At 57.1% G+C, this 24,288-nt stretch carries 16 protein-coding genes; 6 read left to right on the forward strand and 10 right to left on the reverse strand.

From position 1 onward, the window contains the following. Positions 1-4: 4 nt before the first annotated feature. Positions 5-997: a 2-enoyl thioester reductase domain-containing protein gene (locus tag QEH57_RS11985; protein WP_309006974.1), complete on the reverse strand. Its 993-nt coding sequence runs from the start codon at positions 995-997 to the stop codon at positions 5-7. A 125-nt stretch (positions 998-1,122) separates the two neighbouring features. Between QEH57_RS11985 and QEH57_RS11990 the strand changes: the two genes are divergently transcribed. Then, complete coding sequence (locus QEH57_RS11990) at positions 1,123-1,674, forward strand: GNAT family N-acetyltransferase (protein WP_309006975.1); 552 nt, start codon at positions 1,123-1,125, stop codon at positions 1,672-1,674. Positions 1,675-1,907: 233 nt separating this feature from the next. Here the strand turns inward: QEH57_RS11990 and QEH57_RS11995 are convergent, their stop codons facing one another. From QEH57_RS11995 to QEH57_RS12035, 9 genes are all read right to left on the reverse strand, one after another. Beyond that, on the reverse strand, positions 1,908-3,353 hold the full coding sequence (locus QEH57_RS11995; RefSeq protein ID WP_309006976.1) for a hypothetical protein: 1,446 nt from the start codon (positions 3,351-3,353) through the stop codon (positions 1,908-1,910). A gap of 481 nt (positions 3,354-3,834) precedes the next feature. Further along, entirely contained in the window at positions 3,835-4,497 is a 663-nt protein-coding gene (locus tag QEH57_RS12000; RefSeq protein WP_309006977.1) for a hypothetical protein, read from the reverse strand. Positions 4,498-4,955: 458 nt separating this feature from the next. After that, entirely contained in the window at positions 4,956-5,486 is a 531-nt protein-coding gene (locus QEH57_RS12005) for a hypothetical protein (RefSeq protein ID WP_309006978.1), read from the reverse strand. Positions 5,487-6,175: 689 nt separating this feature from the next. Next, a complete protein-coding gene (locus tag QEH57_RS12010; protein WP_309006979.1) occupies positions 6,176-7,300 on the reverse strand; it encodes a PAS domain-containing sensor histidine kinase in 1,125 nt (374 codons plus the stop codon). After that, on the reverse strand, positions 7,297-8,061 hold the full coding sequence (locus QEH57_RS12015; protein WP_309006980.1) for an alpha/beta hydrolase: 765 nt from the start codon (positions 8,059-8,061) through the stop codon (positions 7,297-7,299). Before QEH57_RS12015 ends, QEH57_RS12010 begins: the two co-directional genes overlap by 4 nt. A 276-nt stretch (positions 8,062-8,337) precedes the next feature. After that, on the reverse strand, positions 8,338-9,885 hold the full coding sequence (locus tag QEH57_RS12020; RefSeq protein ID WP_309006981.1) for an MFS transporter: 1,548 nt from the start codon (positions 9,883-9,885) through the stop codon (positions 8,338-8,340). A gap of 52 nt (positions 9,886-9,937) precedes the next feature. Continuing rightward, positions 9,938-13,447 (reverse strand): PVC-type heme-binding CxxCH protein, encoded by a 3,510-nt coding sequence (locus tag QEH57_RS12025; RefSeq protein WP_309006982.1) that lies wholly within the window; start codon positions 13,445-13,447, stop codon positions 9,938-9,940. 63 nt (positions 13,448-13,510) lie between these two features. Next, a complete protein-coding gene (locus QEH57_RS12030; RefSeq protein WP_309007137.1) occupies positions 13,511-14,629 on the reverse strand; it encodes a Gfo/Idh/MocA family oxidoreductase in 1,119 nt (372 codons plus the stop codon). Positions 14,630-14,674: 45 nt separating this feature from the next. Continuing rightward, a complete protein-coding gene (locus QEH57_RS12035; protein WP_309006983.1) occupies positions 14,675-15,520 on the reverse strand; it encodes a sugar phosphate isomerase/epimerase family protein in 846 nt (281 codons plus the stop codon). Positions 15,521-15,639: 119 nt separating this feature from the next. On the opposite strand from QEH57_RS12035, the gene QEH57_RS12040 reads away from it, so the two are divergent. The 5 genes from QEH57_RS12040 to QEH57_RS12060 all read left to right on the forward strand — a co-directional run bounded on the left by QEH57_RS12040 (position 15,640) and on the right by QEH57_RS12060 (position 24,285). Continuing rightward, entirely contained in the window at positions 15,640-16,377 is a 738-nt protein-coding gene (locus tag QEH57_RS12040; protein ID WP_309006984.1) for an AraC family transcriptional regulator, read from the forward strand. Between the two features lie 333 nt (positions 16,378-16,710). Beyond that, complete coding sequence (locus QEH57_RS12045; protein ID WP_309006985.1) at positions 16,711-17,592, forward strand: alpha/beta hydrolase-fold protein; 882 nt, start codon at positions 16,711-16,713, stop codon at positions 17,590-17,592. Between the two features lie 243 nt (positions 17,593-17,835). Beyond that, complete coding sequence (locus QEH57_RS12050; RefSeq protein ID WP_309006986.1) at positions 17,836-18,585, forward strand: GDSL-type esterase/lipase family protein; 750 nt, start codon at positions 17,836-17,838, stop codon at positions 18,583-18,585. Between the two features lie 61 nt (positions 18,586-18,646). Beyond that, positions 18,647-20,167: an SLC13 family permease gene (locus QEH57_RS12055; RefSeq protein ID WP_309006987.1), complete on the forward strand. Its 1,521-nt coding sequence runs from the start codon at positions 18,647-18,649 to the stop codon at positions 20,165-20,167. Between the two features lie 530 nt (positions 20,168-20,697). Continuing rightward, positions 20,698-24,285 (forward strand): TonB-dependent receptor plug domain-containing protein, encoded by a 3,588-nt coding sequence (locus tag QEH57_RS12060; RefSeq protein ID WP_309006988.1) that lies wholly within the window; start codon positions 20,698-20,700, stop codon positions 24,283-24,285. The last annotated feature ends 3 nt before the right edge of the window (positions 24,286-24,288 follow it).

Here is a 24,288-nt window from a genome sequence, read left to right on the forward strand (position 1 = left end):
CGCCCTAGGGCTTGAAGAGGACCTTTCCGGACTTGCCGGCCGTCTGGGAGTGCTGGAGGGCTTTTTGCCAGTCTTCCAGGGGGTAGGTGGCGGCGACAGGGACGCCGATCTTGGCGTTTTCCATGAAGGTGAAGACGTCGTTGTGCAGGGCGAGGATGTCTTCGCGAGGGGCGGTTTTGTACCACTTGCTGACCCAGAAGCCACGTAGGCGGATGTCGTTGAAGATCAAATACCGGGTGGGGAAGGGGGCGGGGGCGCGGTCCATGGCGCCGAAGGTGATGAGGCTGCCTCCGTCGGCCAGCAGCTTGCAGAGGCCTAGGGCGCTGGAGCCGCCGACGGAATTGAGGGCGATTTTGGCTTTCTTGCCTTGGGTGAGCTCGAGGGCGGCCTTGGCGGCGTCGCGGTCGTCGACCAGCACGATGCTGGCGCCGAGTCGCTTGAGCTCCTCGGCCGCGTCGAGGGAGCGCACGAGGTTGACGGTCTTGATGCCGAGGTGGCTGGCGATTTGGATGACCAGCTTGCCGACGGCGGAGGTGGCGGCGTTTTGGGCGATGACGTCGCCGGCCTGCAGCTTGGCGAAGTCGTGCATGAGCTTCCAGGCGGTGGCGGGGTTGACCCAGCCCATGGCGGCTTGTTCGAGGGGAAGCTTTTCGGGGGCGGGGTAGAGTTCGTCGCAGTTGGCTACGGCGTGGCTTTGCCAGGAGCCGAGGGAGCTGGGGACGAAGACCTTTTGTCCGATCCGGAAGGGGGTGTCGGGGCTGCCGAGCTCCTTGACTTCGGCGACGCCTTCCAGTCCAGCGGTGGCGGGCAGCTCGGCCAGTTCGCCGTAGGTGCCGCCGATGCGCCCGAAGTCGGCGGGGTTGATGGGGGCGGCGAGCACCTCGAGCAAAGCTTGGCCGGGGCCGAGGCTTGGCAGCTCCTGGGTCTCGAGGCGAAGGGCCTCTTCGGGCTTGCCGTAGGTTGCGTAGCGGAGGGCGGTCGTTTTTTGCATAGCCATTTGGGAGTTCATTGAAGGGCCCGAGCTGGCCATGGCAATGAACTTGCAGGGCGCGGGAGGGCGTCTCCTAGGAAAGCGGAGCTCTTTAGTTGAGTAACTAATAGGCGCCTTTAGCCTGTCTGCAAATGGCGAAGTTATATCTGAGGCGGCCGGAACGCCGGGACGGGAAGGAATTCGTGGCGGCGGTGAAGGCGAGCGAGTCGCTGCATCGGCCCTGGGTGTTTCCGACCCAGGACTTGCGGGGCTACTACGAGTACCTGGAGCGTATCCAGGACGTCCGGCAGGAGGGCTACTTCGTCTGCCGCGTGAGCGATGACCGGATCGTGGGCTTGGTCAATCTCGGGGAGGTGGTGCGAGGGGCCTTCCAGAGCGCCTACGTCGGCTATTGGGCGGTGGCGGAGTTCGTGGGGAAGGGGCTGATGAAGGAAGGTCTGGCCCGGGTGGTCGAGCGGGCTTTTTCGGAGCACGGGCTGCATCGCCTGGAGGCGAACATCCAACCCGGCAACGAACCGTCGCGGCAGCTGGTTCGGCGGCTCGGATTTCGCCTGGAAGGCTTTTCGCCCAAGTACCTGAACGTCGGCGGCGAATGGCGCGACCACGAGCGCTGGGCCCTGACGGCAGAAGAGTGGCCCGGCGTAGAGGCGGTGCTGGGGCAGAGCGGCACGAGGGCCGATTGATTGTGCGAGGAGCGGATGCTTAAAGGGGAATAATTGACACTTTTTGGTGCTGCAGCCACCTCAAGCAAGCCAGAGGCGCTTCCGAAGTATCAACATCTCGAATATCCTGAGCTCATCGCATCGGCCGCTTGGCCCCACTAATTAGTCGCCATCGCCAAGGCAGAAGTAGCCGTGCCCGTCATGAGACCACCGAATTTTTAGCTCCTTCAATGATCGTTGTATCCAAACAACACTCACTCGTTGTTTTTTTCGAGCGCTCTTTCTGCGGCCTCTTTGATTTCCTTGGCCGTGCGAGACACTTCTTCCGCCACTCGTTCGAGAACAATCGAATCTACATAGTGCTCTAGAAAAGACGATCCAGAATTCAGACGCTGGCAAATCGCTAGACTAGATTTGCCGATATAAGGGTAAAAGCGATTAACGAAAGTCGAGTTAGGCTCGGTCTTGAGGATGGAATCAATAAGCTTCCTCGAAGCCAAAACCGCGTCCCCTTCCAACATCTTCGCTTTTCGTTCTTGTAGCATGCTCACCAGAGAAATCGACAAGCCAGTGACAAACTCATTCTTCACCTGATCCAACTCGAAGCCAGATCTTCCCGAAACAAATTTTTCATAGGCTTTTTCAATCCCGTCTACCAAGTATTCATCCCGCAATAGATCCTGGATCATATTTCGGTGAGCTTGAGTCAGCTCCTGGTGCGAGCGATGTTTTCGGTTCCAATCCTCCAGCTCCTGACTACTTTCGGGGAACATTGGCTGCTCTGCCAGGTGTTGCTTGTAGTCCTCATAGAATTGCGTGAAATATTCAACATATCCATCTGGTGGATTCCGCAGTATTTTTCCATTGGACCGCGCAAATGATTCCAGAGAGGTACTCTCGCGATAGAAGCTTTCCGATCCTCCATGAGGCATGCGCGGATTAAACACCTCATAATATGAACCCTGTGGGGCATTCACACCATACTCAGGAAAACGTAAGCCATTTTCGTTGACCATTCCTTCCCGTTCATAGACCGCCTTCAATTCAGGTGAGAACTTATCCCAGAAATAGAATTGCGCCGACGCTAACGCCAAAATTGGAAACTTGAGCAACCGGCGGCGCTCCAATTCGCTTCCAAGGTCGAACTCTTGGTACTCACGGTCGACTACCATTTCAATCTTTCCACCGGCACGGATTTCATAGCCATAGATAAAAAAGGTAGCGAAAACATACTCTATCTTTCCTCCACAATAGCGATCTGCAACCTCGCTCCTCAAGATCGGTCGCAGTTCATACCAAAGCCAATGGCGGGTTAACTCGAAGCTAGGACTTTTCTTCAGAACAACGACCACACTAGCCACATTGATCGTCATCCCTGAGTTTCGTACCCAAGGTGTGGTTATGCGTTCACAGGGATCGCTTTCGAAAAACAGACGCTCGTTCCCCGTCAGATTCTGCCCCGGCTTTTTTGGCCGCATTTGGTTTCCAGTCAGATGGATAGCAAGTTCATCGTTTTCGAATATCTTCGTCCCTGCATTGTTAGGTAGCTGTACACTATGGTGCCCGCCAACACCACCATTCGTCATCGCACTCGCTTCGATTAACGCGTGATTCCGAAAAGGTTCTTCCGCCCAAGAGTCCGACAGCAAACCAACCGACAACAGCAACGAACCCAATACCATCCTTACCGCCTTCGTCATCCGAAAAATACCATTGACGAAAAACTAAAGCGTCAAATGCATACCACAAAAAAACTGGAATAAACTCCCCAAGAGCCCCAGAGCGAACGAGAATTCTGCTGGTGAGAAACGAGCCATCCTGTTCGCGAAGCGAGTGTTAAACAACCTTTTGAGCCACATCCCTAGACTCTCCCCAATCCAACCAAATCATCACTCAACACCTTACATTCACAAACCACCCCATGCCTAACTCCGAACCTACCAGTGACAGTGTCACCCTTTTGATCGAGGGAGGGAAAAAAGTGTTAATCCTTACCCTTTGCTGTCGGTTTGCCGGCGGTTGATGTTTTCTCCTGTTCAGGAAATTTCGGGTCTCGCTTCTCGTGTGCTCCCGGCAAGTGCAGTCATTTGGGGGGCGGAATAGGGCTATCTGTTTTGTGTCGTTCGCGACTCGTGGAGACGATGAGCGTTTGAGTTCGTTCTCCGTGCCATTTGCTTGAATCTACTCTTCATGGCTTTCGAGGACGATGTTCTCGGAGATCGCTGCAAATGTCTTTTCGAGGGCCGCTTCAACTGATTGAGGCATTCCACCACTTTCGTCTAGCTGGGTCTGATAGTATGTTTTGTAGCTATACTTTTGTGCCCCAATGTTGAAGTTTAGCCATGTTATAACGACGTCATGGCCTCCGCTCACTAAGCCAACCTTGTAGTCTCCCTCGTGCTTTCCTTTGCAGCCAACGTAACGTGCATCTTCGTCAACCGGTATGTTCTCTGGGTCTAGTTCTATCACTAAATCTTCGAAAACAAATGTTCCTTGTTTTTGGTTCGCTGAATTAGATATCTCACTTCCAATTGCGGCACCTAGGACTCCACCCAAGGCAGCTCCTACGGCGGGGCCGGCCGCCTCAAGCGCTCTGAGCCGCCAGTTGTAATAGACATCGAATCGATTCAAGGTAACCTCGTGTCCGCTGGATTCAGGTAAGTATTTGGTTAGTAAGCCTGAGAATATCTGTGATTTCGACGGTTCGAATTCCTTTTCCCTCATGTAGTGTATTCCATATCTGCAGCTGTAGATGTTGCCTTCCCCGGTAAGGAATCCTGGATAGTTATCGGCTTCGATCTTGCTGGTGACGAATTCTCTGTCTGCAGAGGGAAGGTCGCTCATGTCGACCTTTTGTAACGTTGTGCACCCTGATATGAGAAGGGGTAGTAGTAGGATGATGTATTTTGTCATATTACTTTTCAACCTCGTGTTGATGCGTGATGTCGGGGCGTAGCTCGAACGTTCTCGGATATTCAGGTTGGGTATTTGAGGATTGAGGAGGTTTCTATTAATTCTTTCGGAAGCAGAACTGGAGGATGTATATAAAGATCGAAGCGGAAACGAGTAGGTAGGCTGGTCCAGATAAGCTTCCTGTAGGCGCGGCCAATGCTCCGATTGCTGCGAGTATGCCTACTGTGAATAGGCAAAGGATGGCGAAGCCGGGGATGGCTGACTCTTTCGCCTTTTGTTTGATTTCTTTTTCCATGTTTTTTTGAGGCTATAATAACTTTGAGGGTCTGGGCGGGGGATCGTGTAGAGCTCAGCTCGATGTTGTGGGCGACGTCTGATTCGTGCTCGTTTTAATTTTTTTGTTTGAGCCAGGATTTGGCGTAGTCGGACCCCAGTCTATGAGGCATAAACCGTGCTCGTTTTTTACTCGAATCAGGATTTGTGGTCCAAAGAAAGCGGCCTCCTTCGAGACCTATCGATTCCAACCTTGTGCAGTAGCATCTATAGCTAGATTCCCAAGTGACATCGATCGTATCGTCTTTCTTGATACTGCCTTGAATGCCGCTTTCCACTGCAACGGTGACTCTGTACTTTATCGGTAGCTCGAAAGACTTTTCATCCCATACTTCCTTAGGCGGCGGTTGTCCCGAATCGGGATCCCATTCTTTCTCGTAGGTAGGCTCACGCTCAAGGTATTCGACGTAGAGCTCTTCTGCTCTGTCTCGGGTGATTTCTTTTCCTTGGTAGATGTAGCGGGTAGATTTGCTCGTAACGCTTCCAACGAATACATCAGCTGGTTCGAATTCTTCTGTGGCCGTGGCTTGGTTGAAGCCGACGAAACAGAGAGCTACGGAAACTAACCATTTTGTTGAGGTGTTCATTTTCTGCAGCGCAGCGTTTTAAAGCGTCAAATAGGTCTGTATTGAAACTTGGATTGTCAGGCCGTTGCTTTGGGGAGAAGTACTTAGCTGGCTTTCGTAAGTCAACGGTTTTGGGCGTCCGTGGCTTTTTCCAACCGCTACGGCTACCGAGGACCGAGAGGGACGACGCTCGAGGAGCGGAGCGAGGAGAGAATCGGGTAGATTCTTATTAGGAATCTTGTGGTGGATCTTGCAACGCGGCATGTCGCAAGCGACAGCCCTACGGGGGAGCTTTTTTGAGGGCGGGGTTTGCCTATTCGTCGAGCTTGAGGCGGCGATAGCCGCCTTGGCGGCGGAAGGCACCGAACGAGGCTGGAGGTTTTCGGCTGGTTCCCGCTGTGTGGCTGTCCTGATTCGTTAGGGCGTGTCTTTAAATGAGCTCAAAGCTGGCAGAAACCCATTTTTCGAGGAACAAGGCGGCCAAATGGCGGCTGGGCCGAGGCCCTGTCCCATTTGGCGAACGCAGTTCCTCGAAAAATGGGACCTGTCGCGAAGCGATTCGGCCCAAATCGAAGTTCGCGGCGTCCTCCAAAGCCATCCGACACTCGTGTCGCAAGGCTTTGGCAGCCTTGCGCTGCTTCGATTTGGGCTCGAACCAGCAAAGAGCTCATTTAAAGACACGCCCTAGGGCAGTTCGAAGGCGGCGGGCCTCATTGCGCTTTGGGAAGGCTTTCCTCTATGCTTGGAGTGTCCTCCAAGGGAAGCCGAATGGTGAAGCAGGAACCTTTCCCCAGTTCGCTTTTGACTGTGAGGTCGCCGTTCATGGCGCGGGCGAGCTGGCGGCAGATGGCTAGTCCTAGGCCGAGGCTTCCCCTGACGTTGGACGCTTCGCGGTCGACGCTTTGCAACTGGACGAATGGCTCGAAGATGCGTTGCAAGTCGGGGGTTGCGATCCCGCATCCGTTGTCGGAGATGTCGATGAAGACCTGCGCTTCGCTGGCGCGTACGCCGACGCTGATGCGCCCGTGCTCTGGCGTGAACTTGGCGGCGTTGTTGAGGAGGTTCAGGAAAATCTGCTGCAGGCGATCGGGGTCTGCATGCAGGGTTAAGTTCGAAGGAATGGGAGAGCGTTGGTACTGGATGCTCGCTTCCTTGATTTTTGGCATGACGAGTCGTTCGGCGCGTTTGAGGGCTTCTTCGACATAGATGGCGGTTGGCTCCACGGAGACGTTCCCGTGCTGCAGCTTCGCGTAGTCGAGGATGTCCTCGATGAGGCGGGCGAGGTTGGTACTGGCCTCTTTGGCGGTTTCCATGAGCTCTTTTTGGTCCCCGGTGAGGGAACCGACTGCTTCCTCGAGCATAAGGTGCGTAGAGAGGTTGATGGCATGTAGCGGCGTTTTTAGCTCATGGGACATCATAGCGAGGAATTTCGAGCGAGCTTCGTCGGCGGCCTCCGCTTGCTTCTTGGCGATGAGCAACTCGTGTTCGAGTTTGGCTCGAGCATGCATGCGTACGAGGGAAGCGTAGTTCAGGGGACGTTCGCCGGTTTCGCTTCGTTGCATGTTGAAGAGGAAGGGCAGTGCTTCGCTGTCCTTTTTCCTCAATGGGAGATAAAGCTCTTCGAGCCGGCCGTGGAGCTTGAGGGAGGGGATGACTTGTGACTGAAAGTAGAAGCGAGTTCCGCCGTCGAGCAGCAGGTCGATGTGTTCTCCGATCAATTCGCTTGGAGTGTAGCCTAGCCATTTGGCGAGCGTTTCGTTGGCGAGCGCGATGCGCTTGTCGTCGTCGAAAGCAAGCTCGCCGGTTAGCGAGGGGAAAGGAGGGGGCTGGCTCATCCCGCGGGTCCTGCACCGCCGGCACTGAGATAGCTGCGGATGGCTGCTATGGTTTCGCTTGGGTGGCTGACGTGGGGACAGTGTCCAGTGGCTTCCATCGTTCGAAGTACGCTGGTTTCCAGTTGAGAGTGGACGTATTCGATTGCGGAGGGCGGAGCGACGGCGTCGTCCTCGCATTGGAGAATGAGGGAAGGGGTGGCTATGCCTTGGATATCATCTCTGTGGTCGGACAAGAAGGTGACCTCGGCGAATTGCTGCGCGATTTCGGGGTTCGCGCGGCAGAAGCTTTGCTCCAGTTCTTGGGCAAGCTCGGGTCGGTCCTCGTTTTTCATGATCACTGGAGCGAGAAAGGAAGCCCAGCCCAGATAGTTCTTCTGCATGAGGTCGAGGAGGCCTTCTAGGTCTTCCCGGGAAAATCCTCCTGTATAGTGGGGAGGATGGTTTATGTAGCAGGCGGAGGGCACGACGAGGATGAGGCGGGCGAAAAGCTCTGGCGCTTTTTTGGCGGCGAGCAGGGCGATCATGGCGCTAACGGAGTGCCCGACGAGGATGGAGTCCTCCAAGTCTAGGCTGCGGGCAATTTCCACAATATCGTCAGCGTATCCATGGAGGCTGGAGTACTTGCTTCGCTGGTAGGCGCTCGTATCGGAATCGCCGCTACCCATGTGGTCAAACAGGATCACTTGGTGGTCTTGTTCGAACTCTGGAGCGACAAATCGCCACATGCTTTGATCGCAACCGAAGCCATGTGCGAACAGCATAGGTTGTCCCGAGATCCCGGAGGTCCTCACTGCGTGCCGTCGTATGATATCGTTCTCCATCGGGGACGAAATGAGCAGCTCCCGCGGGGTGAGGCAAGTAAAGTTGACTCGAGGGGAAGGGAATAGAGCAGGGGGACATATGAAGGCGATCGCCCTGGGCCTCCCTGCAGCGCCCTTGGGATCGCCAGACTTCCGTTTCGTTAGCCCGCCTAGGCGTGACTCGAGATTTGGCGGGGGATTTTGGGGATCTAATCGAGAGACCGGCGTCGGCCTTGCCTATTCGTCGAGCTTGATGCGGCGATAGCCGCCTAGGCGGCGGAAGTAGACGAGGAGGCCTAAAAAGATCAAGGCCATGGTGGCCGGAATCAGGGAGTCGACCCTTAGGGTCTTGCGGTCTCCTTGCAGGCTGGCGTCGATCAGGGTTTGCTGGAGCTCGCTGGGGATGTCTTGGGAGCGGGCTTCGGCTAGCTTCTTGCCGTCGATGGCCGCGACGGGCTTGAAGAACAGCCAGCTGTTGGTGTCGACGGCTTTCATCTCCTGGTAGATGGCGGGCGCTTGTTCTTGCAGGGCTTCGCTGGCGAAGCGGTCTTTGGCGTAGCCGAGGCCTGGCAAGCCGATCAATCCGCCGGACATCATGCCGAGACCGCCCATGATGCTGATCGCGATGGCGCCGGTGCGGGGAAAGCGGTCGCCGACCACCGCAAGCATGGTCGGCCAGAAGAAGGTCTTGCCGACTCCGTATATCAGCAATGCCAATACGGCGCCTTGGAAGGACTCGATTCCGCTGGAGAAATTCAAGCCTGCGAACGCGAGCACGGAGCAGAGCAGGAGCAGGCCGACGGGCGACAGCTTTAAGTGCTCTTCGATCCACGCGGCGCAGAAGCGCAGGACGAACATGGTGAGGGAGGTGATTACGAAGAGGAACTTTCCTTCCTCGGAGCTCAGGATGCTGCCGGTGATGTTTTGTATCCATCCATCGGTGCCGAGCTCGACGGCGCCGACTAGGATATGGGTGAGGAATAGGACGAAGAGCATGAGGGAGCCGAGGGCGAAGCTCGTGATCTTGCCGATGGCGAAGATGAGGGCTAGGGCTGCGATCGCCAGCGCCCAGAGGGGAATTGCGGGGAAGGTCGCTTGGAAGAAGAGGAACAGCATCAAGGCGATGACGATCCCGCCGAGCAGGCCGACGTCCTTGAACATGTCGCCGAGCTTGAGGCCTTTTTCCGCGGCTTCCGATCTGGGGAAGCGCTGCCCCATGAACATGATTCCGTAGACGATGGTTGGGATCAGGAAGATGGCGAGCTGGGCTTTCCAGGAAACGTTCATGCGGTCGTCGAGGAACCAGCCGACGGCGCCTCCGAGAACGAGCCCGAGGGGCCAGGAAGCGTGCAGTATATTCAAATAGTGGGTACGGTTTTCGGGGAAGAGGGTGGCCACCAGCGGGTTTGCGACCGCTTCGAGCGAGCCGTTCGCCAGGGCGAAGATGAAGGTTCCCCAGAAAAGCCACTGGTAGGCGATCGCTGTATCCATGCCGGCAGTCGCGGTGAAGGTGACCACGGCGGAAAGCAGGTGCAATAGGAAGGAGGCGACTATGAGCTTCCCGTATCCTAGGGAGTCGACCACCAGCCCGCCTACGAAGATCCCGAAGCAAAACCCGGTTAGTCCGGCGCCGCTGATCACTCCGAGCTGGGTGGCGGAAAATCCGAACTCGGCGCCCCAGTTGTCGAGGATTCCGCCGCGGACGGCGAAGCCTACGCCGGTGGCAAGGATTGCGGTGAAGCCGGCGTACAGGAGACGTTTTGCGTTGGCGGGGGAGTCGGTCATGGGATCGGGTTGCTTGGGGTTGAGGGAAACGGAGGCGGTCGGGGCGGGGGCCTTAGTTCGTATCCAGGGAACGGATATAGGCTACCACGTCCTTGATGGCTTGCTCGTCCACTAGGGTTTTGGCCATCAGAGCCATCTCGGCGCCTTTGGCGTCGCGAGGGTCGGATCCGCGGGCTCCGTCGCGGAAGTCGCGAATTTGTTTGTACAGGTACCAGTCTTGCTTGCCGGTGAGCTTGGGCGCTGCGAGGTCCACGTTGCCTTGGGCTTCGGGGCCGTGGCAGGCTGCGCAGGTGGCGTAGAGCGCTTGGCCCTTCGCGGGGTCGCCGTCCAGGGTGGCTTCGTCCGGGGCGTTTGGCTTCAGGGTTTCGAGATAGTGGGCGAGGTGGGAGATAGGCATCTCGGGGCGGCTTTCCGTTTCGAGGAAGTGGAGGGCTCCTCGCATGGCGATGCCGCGCGGATTCTTGAAATGGGTGCCGCGCATTCCTTGGTGGAACTTTTGCAGCTGAGTTTGCGTGTACCAGTTATCCATCCCGCGCAGGGAGGGGGCTCCCAGTCCTTGATCGCCTCCTGCGTCGGAGCCGTGGCAAGCGACGCAATGCTGCAGGTAGAGCTGCTCGCCCGAGGAGGCGCGTCCCCAGGTCCAGATTTGCGGTTCGAAGGTGTGCTTCTTGGCGAACGCTTGGTATTTCTCGGGATCGATTTTCTCGAACTGCAGGTCGAGTCCGGCGGCGCGGAGCTTGAGCTGCATTTGCGTATCCGCGTCGACGATACGGGCCATTTCCTGCAGGGCGGAAATTTCGTGGCGGTCGGGTTTGTGTAGTTGCTTCTTCCATACGTCGAGGAGGGCCATGCTGGCAATTGCTATGGTTTGCGGAGGGAGCTTCTGCCACTCGCCTAGGGCGGGGAGCAAGGGGCCGCTTTGCTTCTCGAGGTAGCCTTTCAGGGCGAGGTACTCGGGAACGTCTTCGACGCTTGCGAAACCGTGGTTGAAGTCGATCGCGGCTCTTCCTTCGAGCAAGAGCTGCACGTAGGCGTCGCCGTTATCGAGCGCTGCGTAGGCGAAGGCGCGGCCGAGCCAGGGATCAGTTACCAAGCGAGAGCGTCGGTTCAGCAGCTCCTGGGCGCGTTCTTGGGACGGGGGAAGGAGCCCCAGGGCAAGGAGGGCTTTGAGGCGGGTCTTGGGATCCGGGTCGTCGGTTTTGCTGGCTGCCAGGCTCAGCTCCGCGGCGCCGCCGGTTTCGGTCAGGGCCATGACGGCGTTTTTGCGAACGGCGGCGGAGGGGTGGGCGAGGGCGGAGCGAACGACGGACTCCGACTGCTCCGAGGCGAGGTTGAAGGCGCCCAGGCCGTGCAAGCTCCAGAGGGCGTGGATCGCTCGCGTGTTCAGGCCGATCTCGTCCACCTTGCGATCGTGGAGGACGATTTCGCGAAGCTGGGGAATCGCCTCGCGGCGCTTTTCTCGCACCAGTTTGCGTTGGGCGGTCATTCGCCAGAATAGGTTGTCGTTGGACAAGGTTTCCACGAGCTGCGTGGCGCTGGCGCTCGAGAGGTCGAGCGGCTTGGCGGGCTCGGAGCCCTTTGCCACGATGCGATAGATGCGGCCGTGGTGGCGGTCGCGCAGCGGGTTTTCGTGGGCGTTGCCGATACCCATCTTGGCTTCGAAGCCTGCCGACTGCTTGGAGGGGCGGGGGTTGTGCTGGATGATGAAGTTGTACCAATCCGCGACCCAGAGCTGTCCGTCCGGACCGACCTCGGCGAAGACGGGGGACAGCCACTCGTCGACCGAGGACAGGAGGGAGCCGCGGTTTTGGGCGAGGTAGCTCGAGCCGTTTTCCTTGAGAAAGAATAGGCCCAGCAAATGCCCGGTCGGCCCGCCGACGAAGGCGGAGGAGTTCCAGTACTGTTTCGGGAAGGCTCGGGCGGTGTAGAGGTTGAAGCCGGAGCCGGCGGTGTAGCGGCCGTGGGCGTCGACTTGCAGGAACTTGTGCGTGATGGGGAAAAACTGGGTAAAGTCGTCGATCTTTGCGGCGAGCCGGGATGGCAGGGCGGGGTTTCGTTCGTAGGTGAAGGGGCGCCAGAGGGGAACGTGCCAGGCGGGCGCGTTGTTGGCGGTCGAACCGAAGATCTCGAAATCCTCGCTCATTCCCAGACCCCAGGTGTTGTTGCTGAAAAGGCCGATCGGCTCGACGGTCCCGTCGTCGGGATCCATGCGAAAGACGCCTTGCCCGTAGGCGCCTTGCGTCGACTTTTCCGTCTCGGAGTAGCCGACCGCTCCCCAGATCTTGTTGTCGAAGCCGTAGCGCAGGTTGGAGGGGCCGGCGTGAGTGTCTCGGACTCCCCAGTAGTTGTTGATTGGATACTTGACGTCCGCTTTGTCGTCTCCGTCCGTATCCTTGAGAAACAGGAAGTGAGGGGCTTGGGCCACGATCCATCCTCCGTCGATGGGCGTTAAGCTGGTGGGGATGTTTAGTCCTTCCGCGAATACGGTAAAGGTATCCGCCCGGTGGTCGCCGTCGGTGTCTTCGCAGATGATGATCCGGTCGTTGCCTTCCTGGTTGGGGTCGACGTTGTTCGGATAGTCTACGGTCTCCGCCACGAACAGGCGTCCCTTTTCGTCCCAGGCGAATGCGATGGGGTTTACGATGTCAGGTTCCGCTGCGAACAGGCGAAGCTCGAAACCGTCGGCCACCAGGCTGAGCTGCTTCGATTCCGCTGGGGAAAACGCGCGAGCGAGTTCTGGTGCGGGCGTTTGCTTGCGATAGTTGGGTATGGTGTCTGCCGCTTCGTATTCCAGCTCCGGCAGGCTCGCGACCAGGCGACGGTTGGCCTCCTGCTTCTCCTCGCCCACGCTCCAGAGGATGCCGCGAATCAGCAGGTCGTGGAAGGCCTCCTGTCCCCAGGTGTTCATGTCGTGGCCGTAGGCGGTATAGAAGACGCGGCCGTTGCCGTGCGTACGCGTCCAAGTCCAAGGTTCGTCCTCCCTCAGCATCAGAACCTCCCGCTGGTTCTCGTTGTGGTCGGCATGCACGTAGGTCTCGTCCTTGGTGGCGAAGCCTTCGTATCCGCGCAGGATGGGGTGCGTTTCCATTCCTTCGGCAATGGTGGTGGAGAACTCCTCGTAGCCGTGGCTGCGGAAGCGGGCTCCGACTAGGTCCACGAATTCCTGCGAATGCCCGAAGCAGGCGCTCGCGCAGTGCACGGGAAGAAAGCCTCCGCCGTTGGCTACGAAATCGAGCAGCGCGGCCTCTTGCTCTGCGGTGATCGTATTGTAGTTCGCATACAGCATCAAGGCGTCGGTGGCCGCCAGGTCCTCCGGGTTCAGCGCGTCCAGCGTCTCCACATAGCGCATACGGATCTTCTCGCCGCCGAGGGAGCGATTGAAGACCGGGGCGAAAACGTGGGATAGGTGGTAGCCGTTTCCTTCGCGTTGATCGTGCCCGATGAAGAGGAGGTCGATAACGCCTGCGTCATCTTCCTCTGGGGCCGCTAGGAGTGGGCTGGCCGGGGCGAGGGTTGCGATTGCGGCCAGGGCGGCCAAGCGGTGGAAAAGGGTGCGTTTCATCTGTAGGGTGGGAGATCTATCTAGGAAAGGGGGAGCGACGCGGCAACCGGCGCGTTTTGGGTCTTAGTCCAAGGACAGGGTGAAGTCTGGCATGCGCATGGGTTCGCCGCCCTTCATGGCGGACTGGTGGGCGAGGATGCCTACGCAGCTGATATTCGCTGACTCCACCGCGTTGGGATAGGGGTTCGACTTGTCGAGCACGGCGCGAATGAAGTTGTCGACGAGGTGCGGGTGCGAGCCTCCGTGCCCGGCGCCCTGCGTGAAGGAGAGGTGCTGGCGCTCGTCGGCATCGTAGACGCCGCGTCCGGTGAAATGCTGGATTTGCTCTGGCAGGAGGTGGGCGTAGTCGGGGACCGTTACGCGCTCCGGTATTTCCGGCTCGGGCTTGCCCAAGGTGTGCAGCACTGGGTCCTCGCCCTCGATCAAGGGCCACTCGTAGGATTTCTGGGAGCCGTAAACGTCGAAGCTCTCGCGATACTGGCGGGCGGTTTCGAAGAGGGAGCGGTAGATCCGGGCGGCGACGTCGCTGTCCTTCATCTGGATATGGCAGGACTCGATCGCGAAGGGGGATCCGTAGACCTTGGCTTGGGCGGGGTCGATCTTTCCGGAGCCGACGCAGGAAACGGTTTCCGCCAGCTTGCGTTGCAGGCCGAGCACTGGGCCGACGCAATGCGTGGCGTAGTGCATGGGCGGCAGCCCGTCCCAGTATCCAGGCCAGCCGGCCATGTCTTGCTGGTGGCTTGCCTGTAAAAACTGGATACGCCCGAGTTCGCCCTTTTCGTACATTTCCTTAACGAAGAGATACTCGCGGCTGTAGACCACGGTCTCCATCATCATGTAGGTCAGGCCGGTTTCCTTGCTCAGCTCCACGATGCGCTTGCAGTCCTCGACGGAGGTCGCCATCGGCACCGTGCAGGCTACGTGCTTGCCTGCCTCCAGGGCTTTGATGGATTGCGGTCCGTGATCGGGAATCGGCGTATTGATATGAACCGCGTCGACCTCGGGATCGGCCAGCACGTCCTCGAAGGAGGTGTAGCGCTTGGCGATGCCGAACTGGTCGCCGGTCGCTGTCAGCTTTTCCACGTTGCGCTGGCAGATCGCGTACATTTCAGCCCGGGGGTGGGCTTGGTAGATGGGGATAAATTCGGCTCCGAATCCGAGCCCTATGATTGCAACATTCATTGTATTCACTTTTTGGGGTTAATCGTGCTCGTCCTTGTCCGTCAGTCAGGCAGACCAAGCTTTTAAAAACTGCAGGCCTTTTCTGGCGAACTCGTCCTGGCTCGCGGCGAAACGCTTCCAGATGCAGACCGCTTCGGCGAGGCTGGAGGTGTCCGGCGAGAAGCTCTCGATCGATACGGTCGCGTCGTATCCGATGCGGCGCAGGCCTTCTCGCAAGCCATTCCAATCGCTGTTTCCCTCGCCCGGGACGCCGCGGTGGCTATCGGACACCTGCAGGTGCAGCAGCCGCGATCCCGCGGCCTCCACCGCCTTGCAAAAATCGACCTCTTCGATGTTCATATGGAAGCTATCCAAGGAGAGGCCGATCCCCGGATGGTCGATCTCGTCCAGCATCCTCAAGGCGTCCTCGGCTGTATTCACCATATCTGACTCGAAGCGGTTCAGTGGCTCGATGCCCAGCCGGATGCCAGCGTGGGCGGCGGCTTGGGCCATCCGCCGCAAGCCCGCTACGGAGCGGGACCATTCCGCTTGCCGCTCCGCTTCGGTGGGCAGGCGTCGCTTCGCAACAGGCGCGTAGAGGGGGCCTACCACCAGCGAGCTTCCCCATGTAACCGCTAGATCGATACAAGCCTGCAGGTAGGCTTCGGCGGCCTGGACCTTGGCGGGATCGGAGCTTGAGAGGTCTCTCTCCCCCACGACCGCGGCACAGACGATCGCTTGCAGGCCGGTCTCTTGCAGGGCTGCGGCGATTTTTTCCGCATCCAGGGTCTGCGGGTCTTCCACCGGGATCTCGACGCAGCTAAAGCCGAGCTCCGCTATTTTATGGAGAAGCGAAACGTCGCTGCCGTCGAAAGGGGAGGTCCAAAGCCAAGTGCTCGCGCCGAAGTTCATGATAGGGATAAAGGGGTTAAGGACTCGGTCCGGCACGCGGCTCGACCGACATCTGTAGTCTAGCGCGCCCAAGGAAATGCAGCTTGTATCGACTGGCTAAAAAATTGTACTTTTTCGCCATGCTTGAAGTGAAATCATGGTTTTCGAACATTGATCCGACCGTATCGCTCAATCAGCTTTTCGAGCACCTCCCGGGCGTCATGTATTTCGTCAAGGACCGCGAGTCGCGCATCCTGATGGGCAATCGCGAATTCGCCCAGCGCTGCGGGCTTGCCAGCGCCGAGGACCTGCGAGGGCAGAGCGACGTGGATATCTTCCCGGCCTACATGGCCCGAAAGTTCCGGGCTGACGACCTGGAGGTCCTGCGCAGCGGAAAGCCCTTGCTGAACCTGGTGGAGCTTTTTCCCTCTCGCGAGCGCCTGCCCGAGTGGTTCATCACGCAAAAGTTCCCCATGCGGGACTTGAGCGGGAAGACGGTGGGGGTTTGCGGCATCGTGCAAAGCTACGAGCGGATGCTCGACCACTCCAACGACGTTATCTTCACCCTGGTCGAGTACATACGCAGCCATTACTCGGAGCCGATCTCGATACCGGCCCTTGCCAAGCGGATCGGGCTATCGCAGCGACAGCTCGAGCGGCGCTTCCAGGAAACGTTCCGCACTACTCCGAGGCAATACATCGTGCGGCTGCGCGTCCTCATCGCCAGCGATCGCCTTCTCAACAGCGATACGCCGATCACCGATATCGCCATCGATTCAGGCTTCTACGACCACAGCAGCTTCATCCGCCACTTTCGTTCCATATTCGAAACGACGCCCCTAGCCTATCGCAAGCGCCGCCATCTCTCCAAGAAGTAAGCTTGGCACTTCGGCCCCTCGCTTTGGCGGACCCTCTTGGAATCCCAGGTCCGGCGGTGTTGGCTATCTGGATACAAGTCGATCAGCGCTGCGCTCCGTCGAACCTTCGGAACTCGTCCTTTGCGTAGATAGCTTGGGGTAGAGCTAAACCGAAGTTCCTTCCGCTACGCTTGCTGCGTAGTCACTGCTATATGGGGATGTGTATACATCTCTCGCTTTGGGCTAATTGGATCAGCGCTTATCTGTAGCCAGAAGGTTATCGGGTTTATCTAAAAGTAATTTTCAGTTTTTGGAGATGATCTGTGTGCTGCTCGAAATTGGACCCGACAGTAGATGAGCTTTAAAAATATGGCGATAGTGTTCGGCCTAGTGCTTAACGGAGTGATAGTAGCTGGCTTTGGTGTGGCGAGGCCGATTCCCAGCGATCCCTCAACGTGGATTTGGAATGACCGAACAGAAATTAAAGGTGTGAACCATGGCGAGGTTTGGAGCGAATCCATGCTGCGTAAGATGGGCTTTAGCATTTACTTGCCGCCTCGTTACGAGTCGAATTCCACGATGCGGTACCCCGTTGTCTATTGGCTGCACGGCGCCTACGGGAAAGAGAACGATATCGGTTTGGCTATGGTGGCGAAGCGCATGGTGGAGGCTGGCGAGATCGGCGAGGTGATTTACGTGGTTCCCAACTCCGGGCAGTTCAGCCGCTATCGAGATTGGCCAGTGGAGAACGTGAAGGCGGAGACGTGGGTGATTCGAGAATTGATACCGGCCATTGACGAGCGTTACCGAACGATCGCCGAGCGCGAGGGGAGAGCTCTGGCGGGCTTCTCGATGGGGGGAGAAGGGGCCACGCGCTTGGGCTTCAAGTATCCCGAATTGTTTTGCGCGATCGTGAGTTGTTCCGGTGCTTTGAGTTGGCCAGAGGAGTTGTCGGCTAGTGTTTCGAGTGATAGCGATAACGTTCGTTTTTGGGCAGAAAAGAATCGGTCTTTGCTGAGTGGGGGAGCGATGCCGATGTATTTTACGATGGGTGATAGCGAGCGTTTCTTTGCCGATCTACCGCCATTTTTGCTCTACTTAAACGAGCAGGATATCAAATTCCACGCTCGGATATTTCCGGGGCTTGGTCACGATTTGAAGAAAACTTATACCTTAGTCGGGGAAGACTTGGTTTCGTTCCTCGCGGAGAATTATGCGCCCGCCAGAGCTGACTAGGGAGGATTGCGGGCCCCTGTCTCTCCGAGACTTAAACGGGTTTATGATTGGGATCGTTTACAGGGGATCCATTCGAAGGCTGATTCCCTGTTCTTCAAGTATTTGGAGCTTTACGAGGCCGATCTTTATACCGCGTGCCCATCACGATTTATAATCAGCGAGGTATCGTAGGCTCCCTCAAACCCTTTTTTCGCGGTGCAACTGTAGAACCCTAAAACAATGACCTTAGCAAACTATCGTAAATTGATCAGGACTAATCAATCCAATGAGCCAGAGGTGGTCTCCGCAAGTTACCTCTCTCGCCTTCCGCGTATCGTTGTCTACGCAATTTGCGCCTTGGCCTTTGGCCTCGGTTCGGCTGTTGCCCAGGAGGAGCCGCATCGTTTCCAAAAGGACATCGACGCTTTCGAAGCGGATCGCTTGGAGAACGATATTCCCGAGGGGGCGGTATTGTGCGTGGGAAGCTCTTCGATGAGGATGTGGGGCAAGCGAATGGAGCGAGATTTGGCTCCGTTGACCGTTATACCCAGAGGATTTGGAGGGAGCAAGTTTAGCGACGTGCTGCATTTCTTCGACGAGCTAGTGGCTCGGTACAAGCCCCGAGCGATTTTGATTTACGAAGGGGATAACGACCTTGGTGGGGGAATGACTCCCAAGGAGGTTTTAAACGATTTCATGGAATTTCGCAAAAAGGTCGAAGAGCTAAATCCTGAGATTCGTATCTACGTCATCGGAGTGAAGCCGAGCATTGTACGTTGGAACCTCAAGGATCAATTCGCGGAAGCCAACCGAATGATGAAGGAGGTTTGCGAAGCGGACGAGCAGCTCGTGTTTATCGATGTGGCGGAGTTTCTGCTCGACGACTCTGGCGAGCCACGAGAGGGGATCTTTCTAGACGACGGCCTGCATTTGAACAATGTGGGGTACCATCTTTGGGCTGCGGCGGTGGGGCTGAAAATCGTGCCTGCCGAGAGCAAGTTCGAGGCGAAGTGATGCTCGCTCGGACTTCCCTCGGCCTCGCTTACACCTCCGGACAGACTCAAGCCTCACGTTCATGAGCGCTAGTTTAACCGGCTTGAAAGATAGCGCCAAGCAGCCTGCTCATTACGGAACGAGGCAGTGGTCAGGCTGGATCCTAGGGCCGGGGAGTCTCTTGCTGACTTTGCTCAGCGATCCGCCGAGCGGACTCTCGCTCGAGGGTTGGCATACCCTGGGCGCGGCAGCTCTGATGGCTATTTGGTGGATCTGCGAGTCGGTTCCGATCCCGGTTACTGCTCTGGTGCCGATGGCTTTGTTTCCGATGCTGCGCCTCGGTCCGATCAAAGAGGTGGCGGCACCTTACGCGAATCCCTTAGTGTTTCTGTTTTTGGGTGGATTCGTTATCGCTCTGGCGATGCAAAAGTGGGGGCTGCATCGGCGGGTTGCGATCGGTTTGATTGGAGCCTTGGGAACGCGGCCGAACCGGATCGTGGCGAGCTTTCTTCTGGCAGGGGCGCTGGTTAGTATGTGGGTGAGCAATACAGCCACAGCCCTTATGATGCTGCCGATCGCGAGTTCCGTAGTGGCGCTGGCCAAAGACAGCTCGGGTGGTGGCGGGCCGGGAAGGGACTTCGGTCCGGCCTTGATGCTCGCGGTCGCCTACGGGGCCACGACGGGCGGTATGGCCACTTTGATAGGGACCCCTCCCAACGCTTTGCTAGCGGGCTATCTGAATCGAGTTTATGGATACGAGATTGGGTTTGGCCAATGGATGATGGTAGGCGTGCCCATGACCTTGTTAACGTTGCCGATCGTTTATCTCGTGCTCACGCGGGTGGTCTTTCATCTGCCCAGCAAAGCGATCGAAGGCATGCAGGATCTGCTGGCGGAAGAACGCTCCCGCTTGGGGACCTTCTCCAAAGGCGAGTTGGGGGTCGCGTTCGTCTTTACGCTCACCGCGCTTACGTGGATTTTCAGACCGGTGCTTTCCGGCTTCTTGCCAATGCTGTCGGACACGACGATTGCGATCGCTGGAGCGATCGCGCTGTTTCTCCTGCCAGTCGACGTTCGAAGAGGGGAGTTCGTGATGGACTGGGGGGCGACCAAGGCTTTGCCTTGGGACGTGCTTTTGCTTTTTGGTGGTGGACTTAGCCTGGCGAGTATGATCCAGACTCACGGGCTGTCAGAATATTTGGGTACGCTATGGCAAGGGCTCGATGCTTTGCCTGTTTTGCTTACGATGGCGATCATCTGCTTTGGGATCTTGCTGCTTACCGAGCTGACCAGCAATACGGCGACGGCGGCCACGTTTCTTCCTGTCGTGGGCGCGGTGGCGATCAGTCTCGGACAGAATCCGCTGCTCTTCCTAGTGCCGACGGCCTTTGCGGCAAACTGTTCCTACATGATGCCGGTCGGTACGCCGCCTAACGCTATCGTGTTCGGAAGTGGTGTACTGCGCCTGCCGCAAATGGCGAAGGCGGGCTTCTTGCTCAATCTGAGTCTGGTGCCGATTGTGATAGTCCTCGTTTGGTTGCTCGGACCGTACGTTTTCGACCTGAGCTTTAATGTCGTACCCAATTGGGTTTCGGACAATTGATATTAGGCGTAAGGGGATCGCTTTGTCTTTTGTATTCTGCAATAGGATACGTAGGGGCCTATTTCGGTGAACGATCTCGAGAGGAACTTGGAAAGCGTTTAGCGGGCGTTTTGATGCGGACGATAGATCCTCTGCTTAACGCTAGGTCGCTTCTCCTTGGGAGGAGTTTGCTATATTGGTTGCGATGACCTCCTGTTCGGTTAACAGGCCCATTGTTATTAACGGTTTTATGCACGGCTAGCTTTCGCGCTTTGAAGCGAAAGCGTACAAACTCGACCTACCAGCACGGGCTTCCTCCTCGCGGATCTAGCTCGGGTCCAGGGGACTGGAAGCTTTTCTTCTACCTCTGTCTTTCAATACCCATACCCAACCCATATCAAGTTGTCCCTACCCCGATGATCGAACCGATTGTCGCAATTGGTTTATAGTTAGATCAGCTCGCGAAGGCCTTCTGGGCTATTCGTCTGACAGTGCTGCATCGACGTGAGCTAAGGTTCTTCGGCCGACTTGTTTACCTAAATCGAACTATCATGCTTAATTACAAAAACTATCCCAGCAAAGTTGGCCCTTTTTCGGCCGCGTTGCTCGCCGCCTCTGTTGTAGTGGGCGGCTCTGCGTTTGCCCAGGAATCCGACGAAGAGGGGGAGCTTTACGAGCTTTCTCCGTTCACTGTCGAAGGTGATTCAGATCAAGGCTACCGCGCCACCAGCACGTTGGCCGGTACACGCTTCCGCACCGACCTTTCAGACATTGGGTCGTCCATCTCGGTTTTGACCGAAGAGTTCCTTCAAGACGTCGGCGGAACGGATAACGAGACGGTACTCGCGTACGCAACCAACACCGAAGTCGGTGGAGCCCGAGGTAATTACTCCGGCGGTGTGTCCGGTGGCAGCGTGGCTCGCGAACAAGACTTGTTTGGTAATCCGAATGGAAATACCCGTGTTCGCGGCCTCAACAGCGCAGACAATACCCGCAATTACTTTTCGACCGACGTGCCATGGGACGGCTATACCGTGAAGCGTGTCGATTTGCTGCGCGGTCCGAACTCGATTCTTTTCGGATTGGGCAGTCCATCCGGGGTCGTCAATGCGACTACCACCTCTGCAAGCATCTCTGAAAACGAAGGGTCCGTTGGCCTTTCCCTAGACGATTTCGGCAGCATTCGGGCCACGGTGGACTACAACAAGGTGTTGATCGAGAACGAACTCGCGTTCTACGTATCCGCCCTTCGTGAGGATGCGAAGTTCCAGCAGAAGCCCGCCTACGAAGAAGATAACCGTATGTTCATTGCGGCGAAGTACGCTCCCAAGGCTTTCAATGGAGATGGCTCTACGTTCGATGTTAACATCAGCTTCGAAAATGGCTCAATCACCTCGAATCGGCCGCGTATTTTGACGCCGGCTGACTTGATTACCCCATTCTGGACTCCGGCTTCGCGCACGTCCGAGGACAACAACACCGTCTATACGGCGGAAACGTATCCAGGCTACCCAGGCGGTATTGGTCAGCGGACGGTCAACCATTTCACCGAAGACCCGTATTTCGACGGTTTGAGCGATGGCAACAACTTCTCGGGCGCTGCAGTATCGCAGTTCATGAACGGTCCGCAGTTCCAGTTCAATTCGCTGGCCGGTCCGTCAGTCAACACTGGTACCATCGGCAACAAGTATGGAGCCTATGACTCCGCTGGTAACATCGTGGGCCACGGCCCGCTTCCTACTGGGGTGACCGCGAATATTTGGGGCGACAACTCACGCCGCAGGGGGATCGATTCCACTTCGGCCTGGGCCACCTACACGGGCCAATACGGCGCGTCGGGCGGTTTCTGGGAAAACCAGGCGATCTCGGACCCGACGGTTTTCGATTTCTACAACAAGTTGCTCGATGGACCTAACAAGCGCGAGATGACCGATTGGGATGTGGTGGAAGCTTCTGTTTCCCAGACCTTCCTCGGCGGCAAGCTCGGTTACAACCTGGCCTTCTTCGATCAAGAGCTCTCCCGAGGTCAATATGGCATCTTCGGTTGGGAAAGCCGTATTGGGATCGACATAAACGAGCAGTTGGAGTGGGGCAGCCCGGTGGATCCTAACGATCCAGCGACAGCCAACCCGAACATCGGGCGTGCTTACGTCCAAGAGGTTCTACATTCCACCGGCAACAGTGTAAACGATTCCAATCGTAGCGCGTTCCGCGGCCAGGTTTTCGCGAACTACGACTTCGAGGACAAGAACGACAATATTTTCGCCCGCATTCTTGGCAGTCACACCTTCACCGGGTTGTATGCCGATGAATCTAACTACCGCGAGAGCCGAAGCCTAAACTTGGCCGCGATTTCTGCGGAAGATCACGATCGCTATGGCTCCTTGGGCAGCCCAAGCTTCCGTTACTACCTCAGCGACGACCTGCGCGGCCGAAGCTCGGCCGCCGGCATTAACCTCAGCGGTGTAGACGAGTATGTTCTTCCGAGCAGTGGACCAATCACGGTGCGGATGTTCGATAGCACGTGGGCGGCCACAGGCGTCGATCCGCTCAGCGAGTGGAACGAGCCACGTAATCGGAATGACGACGGCACCCTGCCGCAGCAAAGGCAAAATCCGGCCAACTACGTGGGATGGACGGACAAGACTGTGAACGTCATTTCCTTGGTTGATAGTGATGGCAACATGATCGGCCCCGGCCCTGACCGCGATTATCTTACCAGCAATGCGAGAATGTCGGATTTCGGAGTCAAGTCCGAGGTCTTCGTCTGGCAGGGCAAATTCTTCAACGATTCGGTTATCGGCCTCTATGGATACCGCACGGACAAGTCGACCAGCACTTTGCTGGATGCGCCAGCCGCTGACGTTCCAGATCAGCAGCCGGACCGGGACGACGTGCGTCCATCCGTTTTCAATCTGAACAATCCGGATGCGACGTCCTACGATCTGGATACGGACACCACCAATTGGAGCGTCTCCGTACACCTGAACCGACTGTTGGGCGATCCCGACTATCTCCCCTTCAAGTTCAGCTTGTACTACAACGAAGGAGAGAACTTCCAGCCCGCTGCTGGGCGTTTGGATGCGTTCGAGCGTCCTTTGCCGCCACCGGCTGGCAAGACCGAGGAGTACAGCGTTCTCCTCGAGACAAAGGACCGCAAGTACTCCTTGCGAGCGACTGAATACAAGACAGTTGTCAGCAACCAGAATACGACGGGTGATATCGGTGCAATGTGGGCGCTGCAACAGACGCTCTACGCTCCCACTGAATCCTTGGCTCGCTTCAATTCAGGTGCCTGGAATACCGACGTCCATCCGGATCCGGATTACTTGAGAGGCACTATCATTCCTGCCTGGGAACAGTTTGTGGAGGATTTATCAACCGAGTTTCCTCTCTTCGAGGATGCGTGGGTTTCCAATGGAGATTGGCGAGACCCTCAGGTTGGTATACGTGTCACACGTCCAAGCGGGCACCGATTCACGGAGGACGCCGTATCCGAAGGCAAAGAGTTCGAGTTCACAGCGAACCCCACTAGGAACTGGCGTATCGCTTTGAACGCATCCCAGACTAAAGCGACTCGCGACAAGGTTCCGGGTGAATCCTTCCTCGCTCTCTCTGCTTTTGTCGACGACAAGATCATGAACACGCCCGTGGGCGAAATGCCGATCTTCTGGTCCGCGAGCCCAGGCGTTCGAATCAACCGGTACCCAACTTTTCGCGGAGACTACTTGAAGCTACTGGCCCTCAACGGTCAGCTGCAACCGGAGGTGCGCGAATGGCGGGCCAACCTGATCACCAACTACAACTTCCGCGATGGTCGTCTAGAGGGGTTTGGCATTGGAGGAGCCCTGAGATGGGAAGACAGCGCTGCGATAGATTATCTACCGTCCGAAGACAATGCAGAGATCCCTGACATTACTTCTCCGGTGATGGACGACGGGTACGAGACCTTCGACTTGTGGGGCAGCTATCGCAAGAAGCTGAACGAAAAGATAGATTGGAAGATCCAATTGAATCTCTACAACGTTGGCGGCGACGACGAGTTGGTGGCTCTCTCCACCGATCCGTTTGGCAATCCGAACCGCTGGCGTATTCGCCAAGGGATGAGCTGGAAGATTTCGAACACCTTCGAATTCTAGTTC

Source organism: Pelagicoccus sp. SDUM812005, assembly GCF_031127875.1.
In the GTDB taxonomy this organism is placed as follows: Bacteria; Verrucomicrobiota; Verrucomicrobiia; order Opitutales; family Opitutaceae; genus Pelagicoccus.

Bases quoted from the DNA above. Each gene is read 5' to 3' on its own strand.
- QEH57_RS11985 (WP_309006974.1), bottom strand. From the start codon at position 997: ATGGCTATGCAAAAAACGACCGCCCTCCGCTACGCAACCTACGGCAAG.
- QEH57_RS11990 (WP_309006975.1), top strand. From the start codon at position 1,123: ATGGCGAAGTTATATCTGAGGCGGCCGGAACGCCGGGACGGGAAGGAA.
- QEH57_RS11995 (WP_309006976.1), bottom strand. From the start codon at position 3,353: ATGACGAAGGCGGTAAGGATGGTATTGGGTTCGTTGCTGTTGTCGGTT.
- QEH57_RS12000 (WP_309006977.1), bottom strand. From the start codon at position 4,497: ATGAGCGACCTTCCCTCTGCAGACAGAGAATTCGTCACCAGCAAGATC.
- QEH57_RS12005 (WP_309006978.1), bottom strand. From the start codon at position 5,486: ATGAACACCTCAACAAAATGGTTAGTTTCCGTAGCTCTCTGTTTCGTC.
- QEH57_RS12010 (WP_309006979.1), bottom strand. From the start codon at position 7,300: ATGAGCCAGCCCCCTCCTTTCCCCTCGCTAACCGGCGAGCTTGCTTTC.
- QEH57_RS12015 (WP_309006980.1), bottom strand. From the start codon at position 8,061: ATGCTGTTCGCACATGGCTTCGGTTGCGATCAAAGCATGTGGCGATTT.
- QEH57_RS12020 (WP_309006981.1), bottom strand. From the start codon at position 9,885: ATGACCGACTCCCCCGCCAACGCAAAACGTCTCCTGTACGCCGGCTTC.
- QEH57_RS12025 (WP_309006982.1), bottom strand. From the start codon at position 13,447: ATGAAACGCACCCTTTTCCACCGCTTGGCCGCCCTGGCCGCAATCGCA.
- QEH57_RS12030 (WP_309007137.1), bottom strand. From the start codon at position 14,629: ATGAATGTTGCAATCATAGGGCTCGGATTCGGAGCCGAATTTATCCCC.
- QEH57_RS12035 (WP_309006983.1), bottom strand. From the start codon at position 15,520: ATGAACTTCGGCGCGAGCACTTGGCTTTGGACCTCCCCTTTCGACGGC.
- QEH57_RS12040 (WP_309006984.1), top strand. From the start codon at position 15,640: ATGCTTGAAGTGAAATCATGGTTTTCGAACATTGATCCGACCGTATCG.
- QEH57_RS12045 (WP_309006985.1), top strand. From the start codon at position 16,711: ATGAGCTTTAAAAATATGGCGATAGTGTTCGGCCTAGTGCTTAACGGA.
- QEH57_RS12055 (WP_309006987.1), top strand. From the start codon at position 18,647: ATGAGCGCTAGTTTAACCGGCTTGAAAGATAGCGCCAAGCAGCCTGCT.
- QEH57_RS12060 (WP_309006988.1), top strand. From the start codon at position 20,698: ATGCTTAATTACAAAAACTATCCCAGCAAAGTTGGCCCTTTTTCGGCC.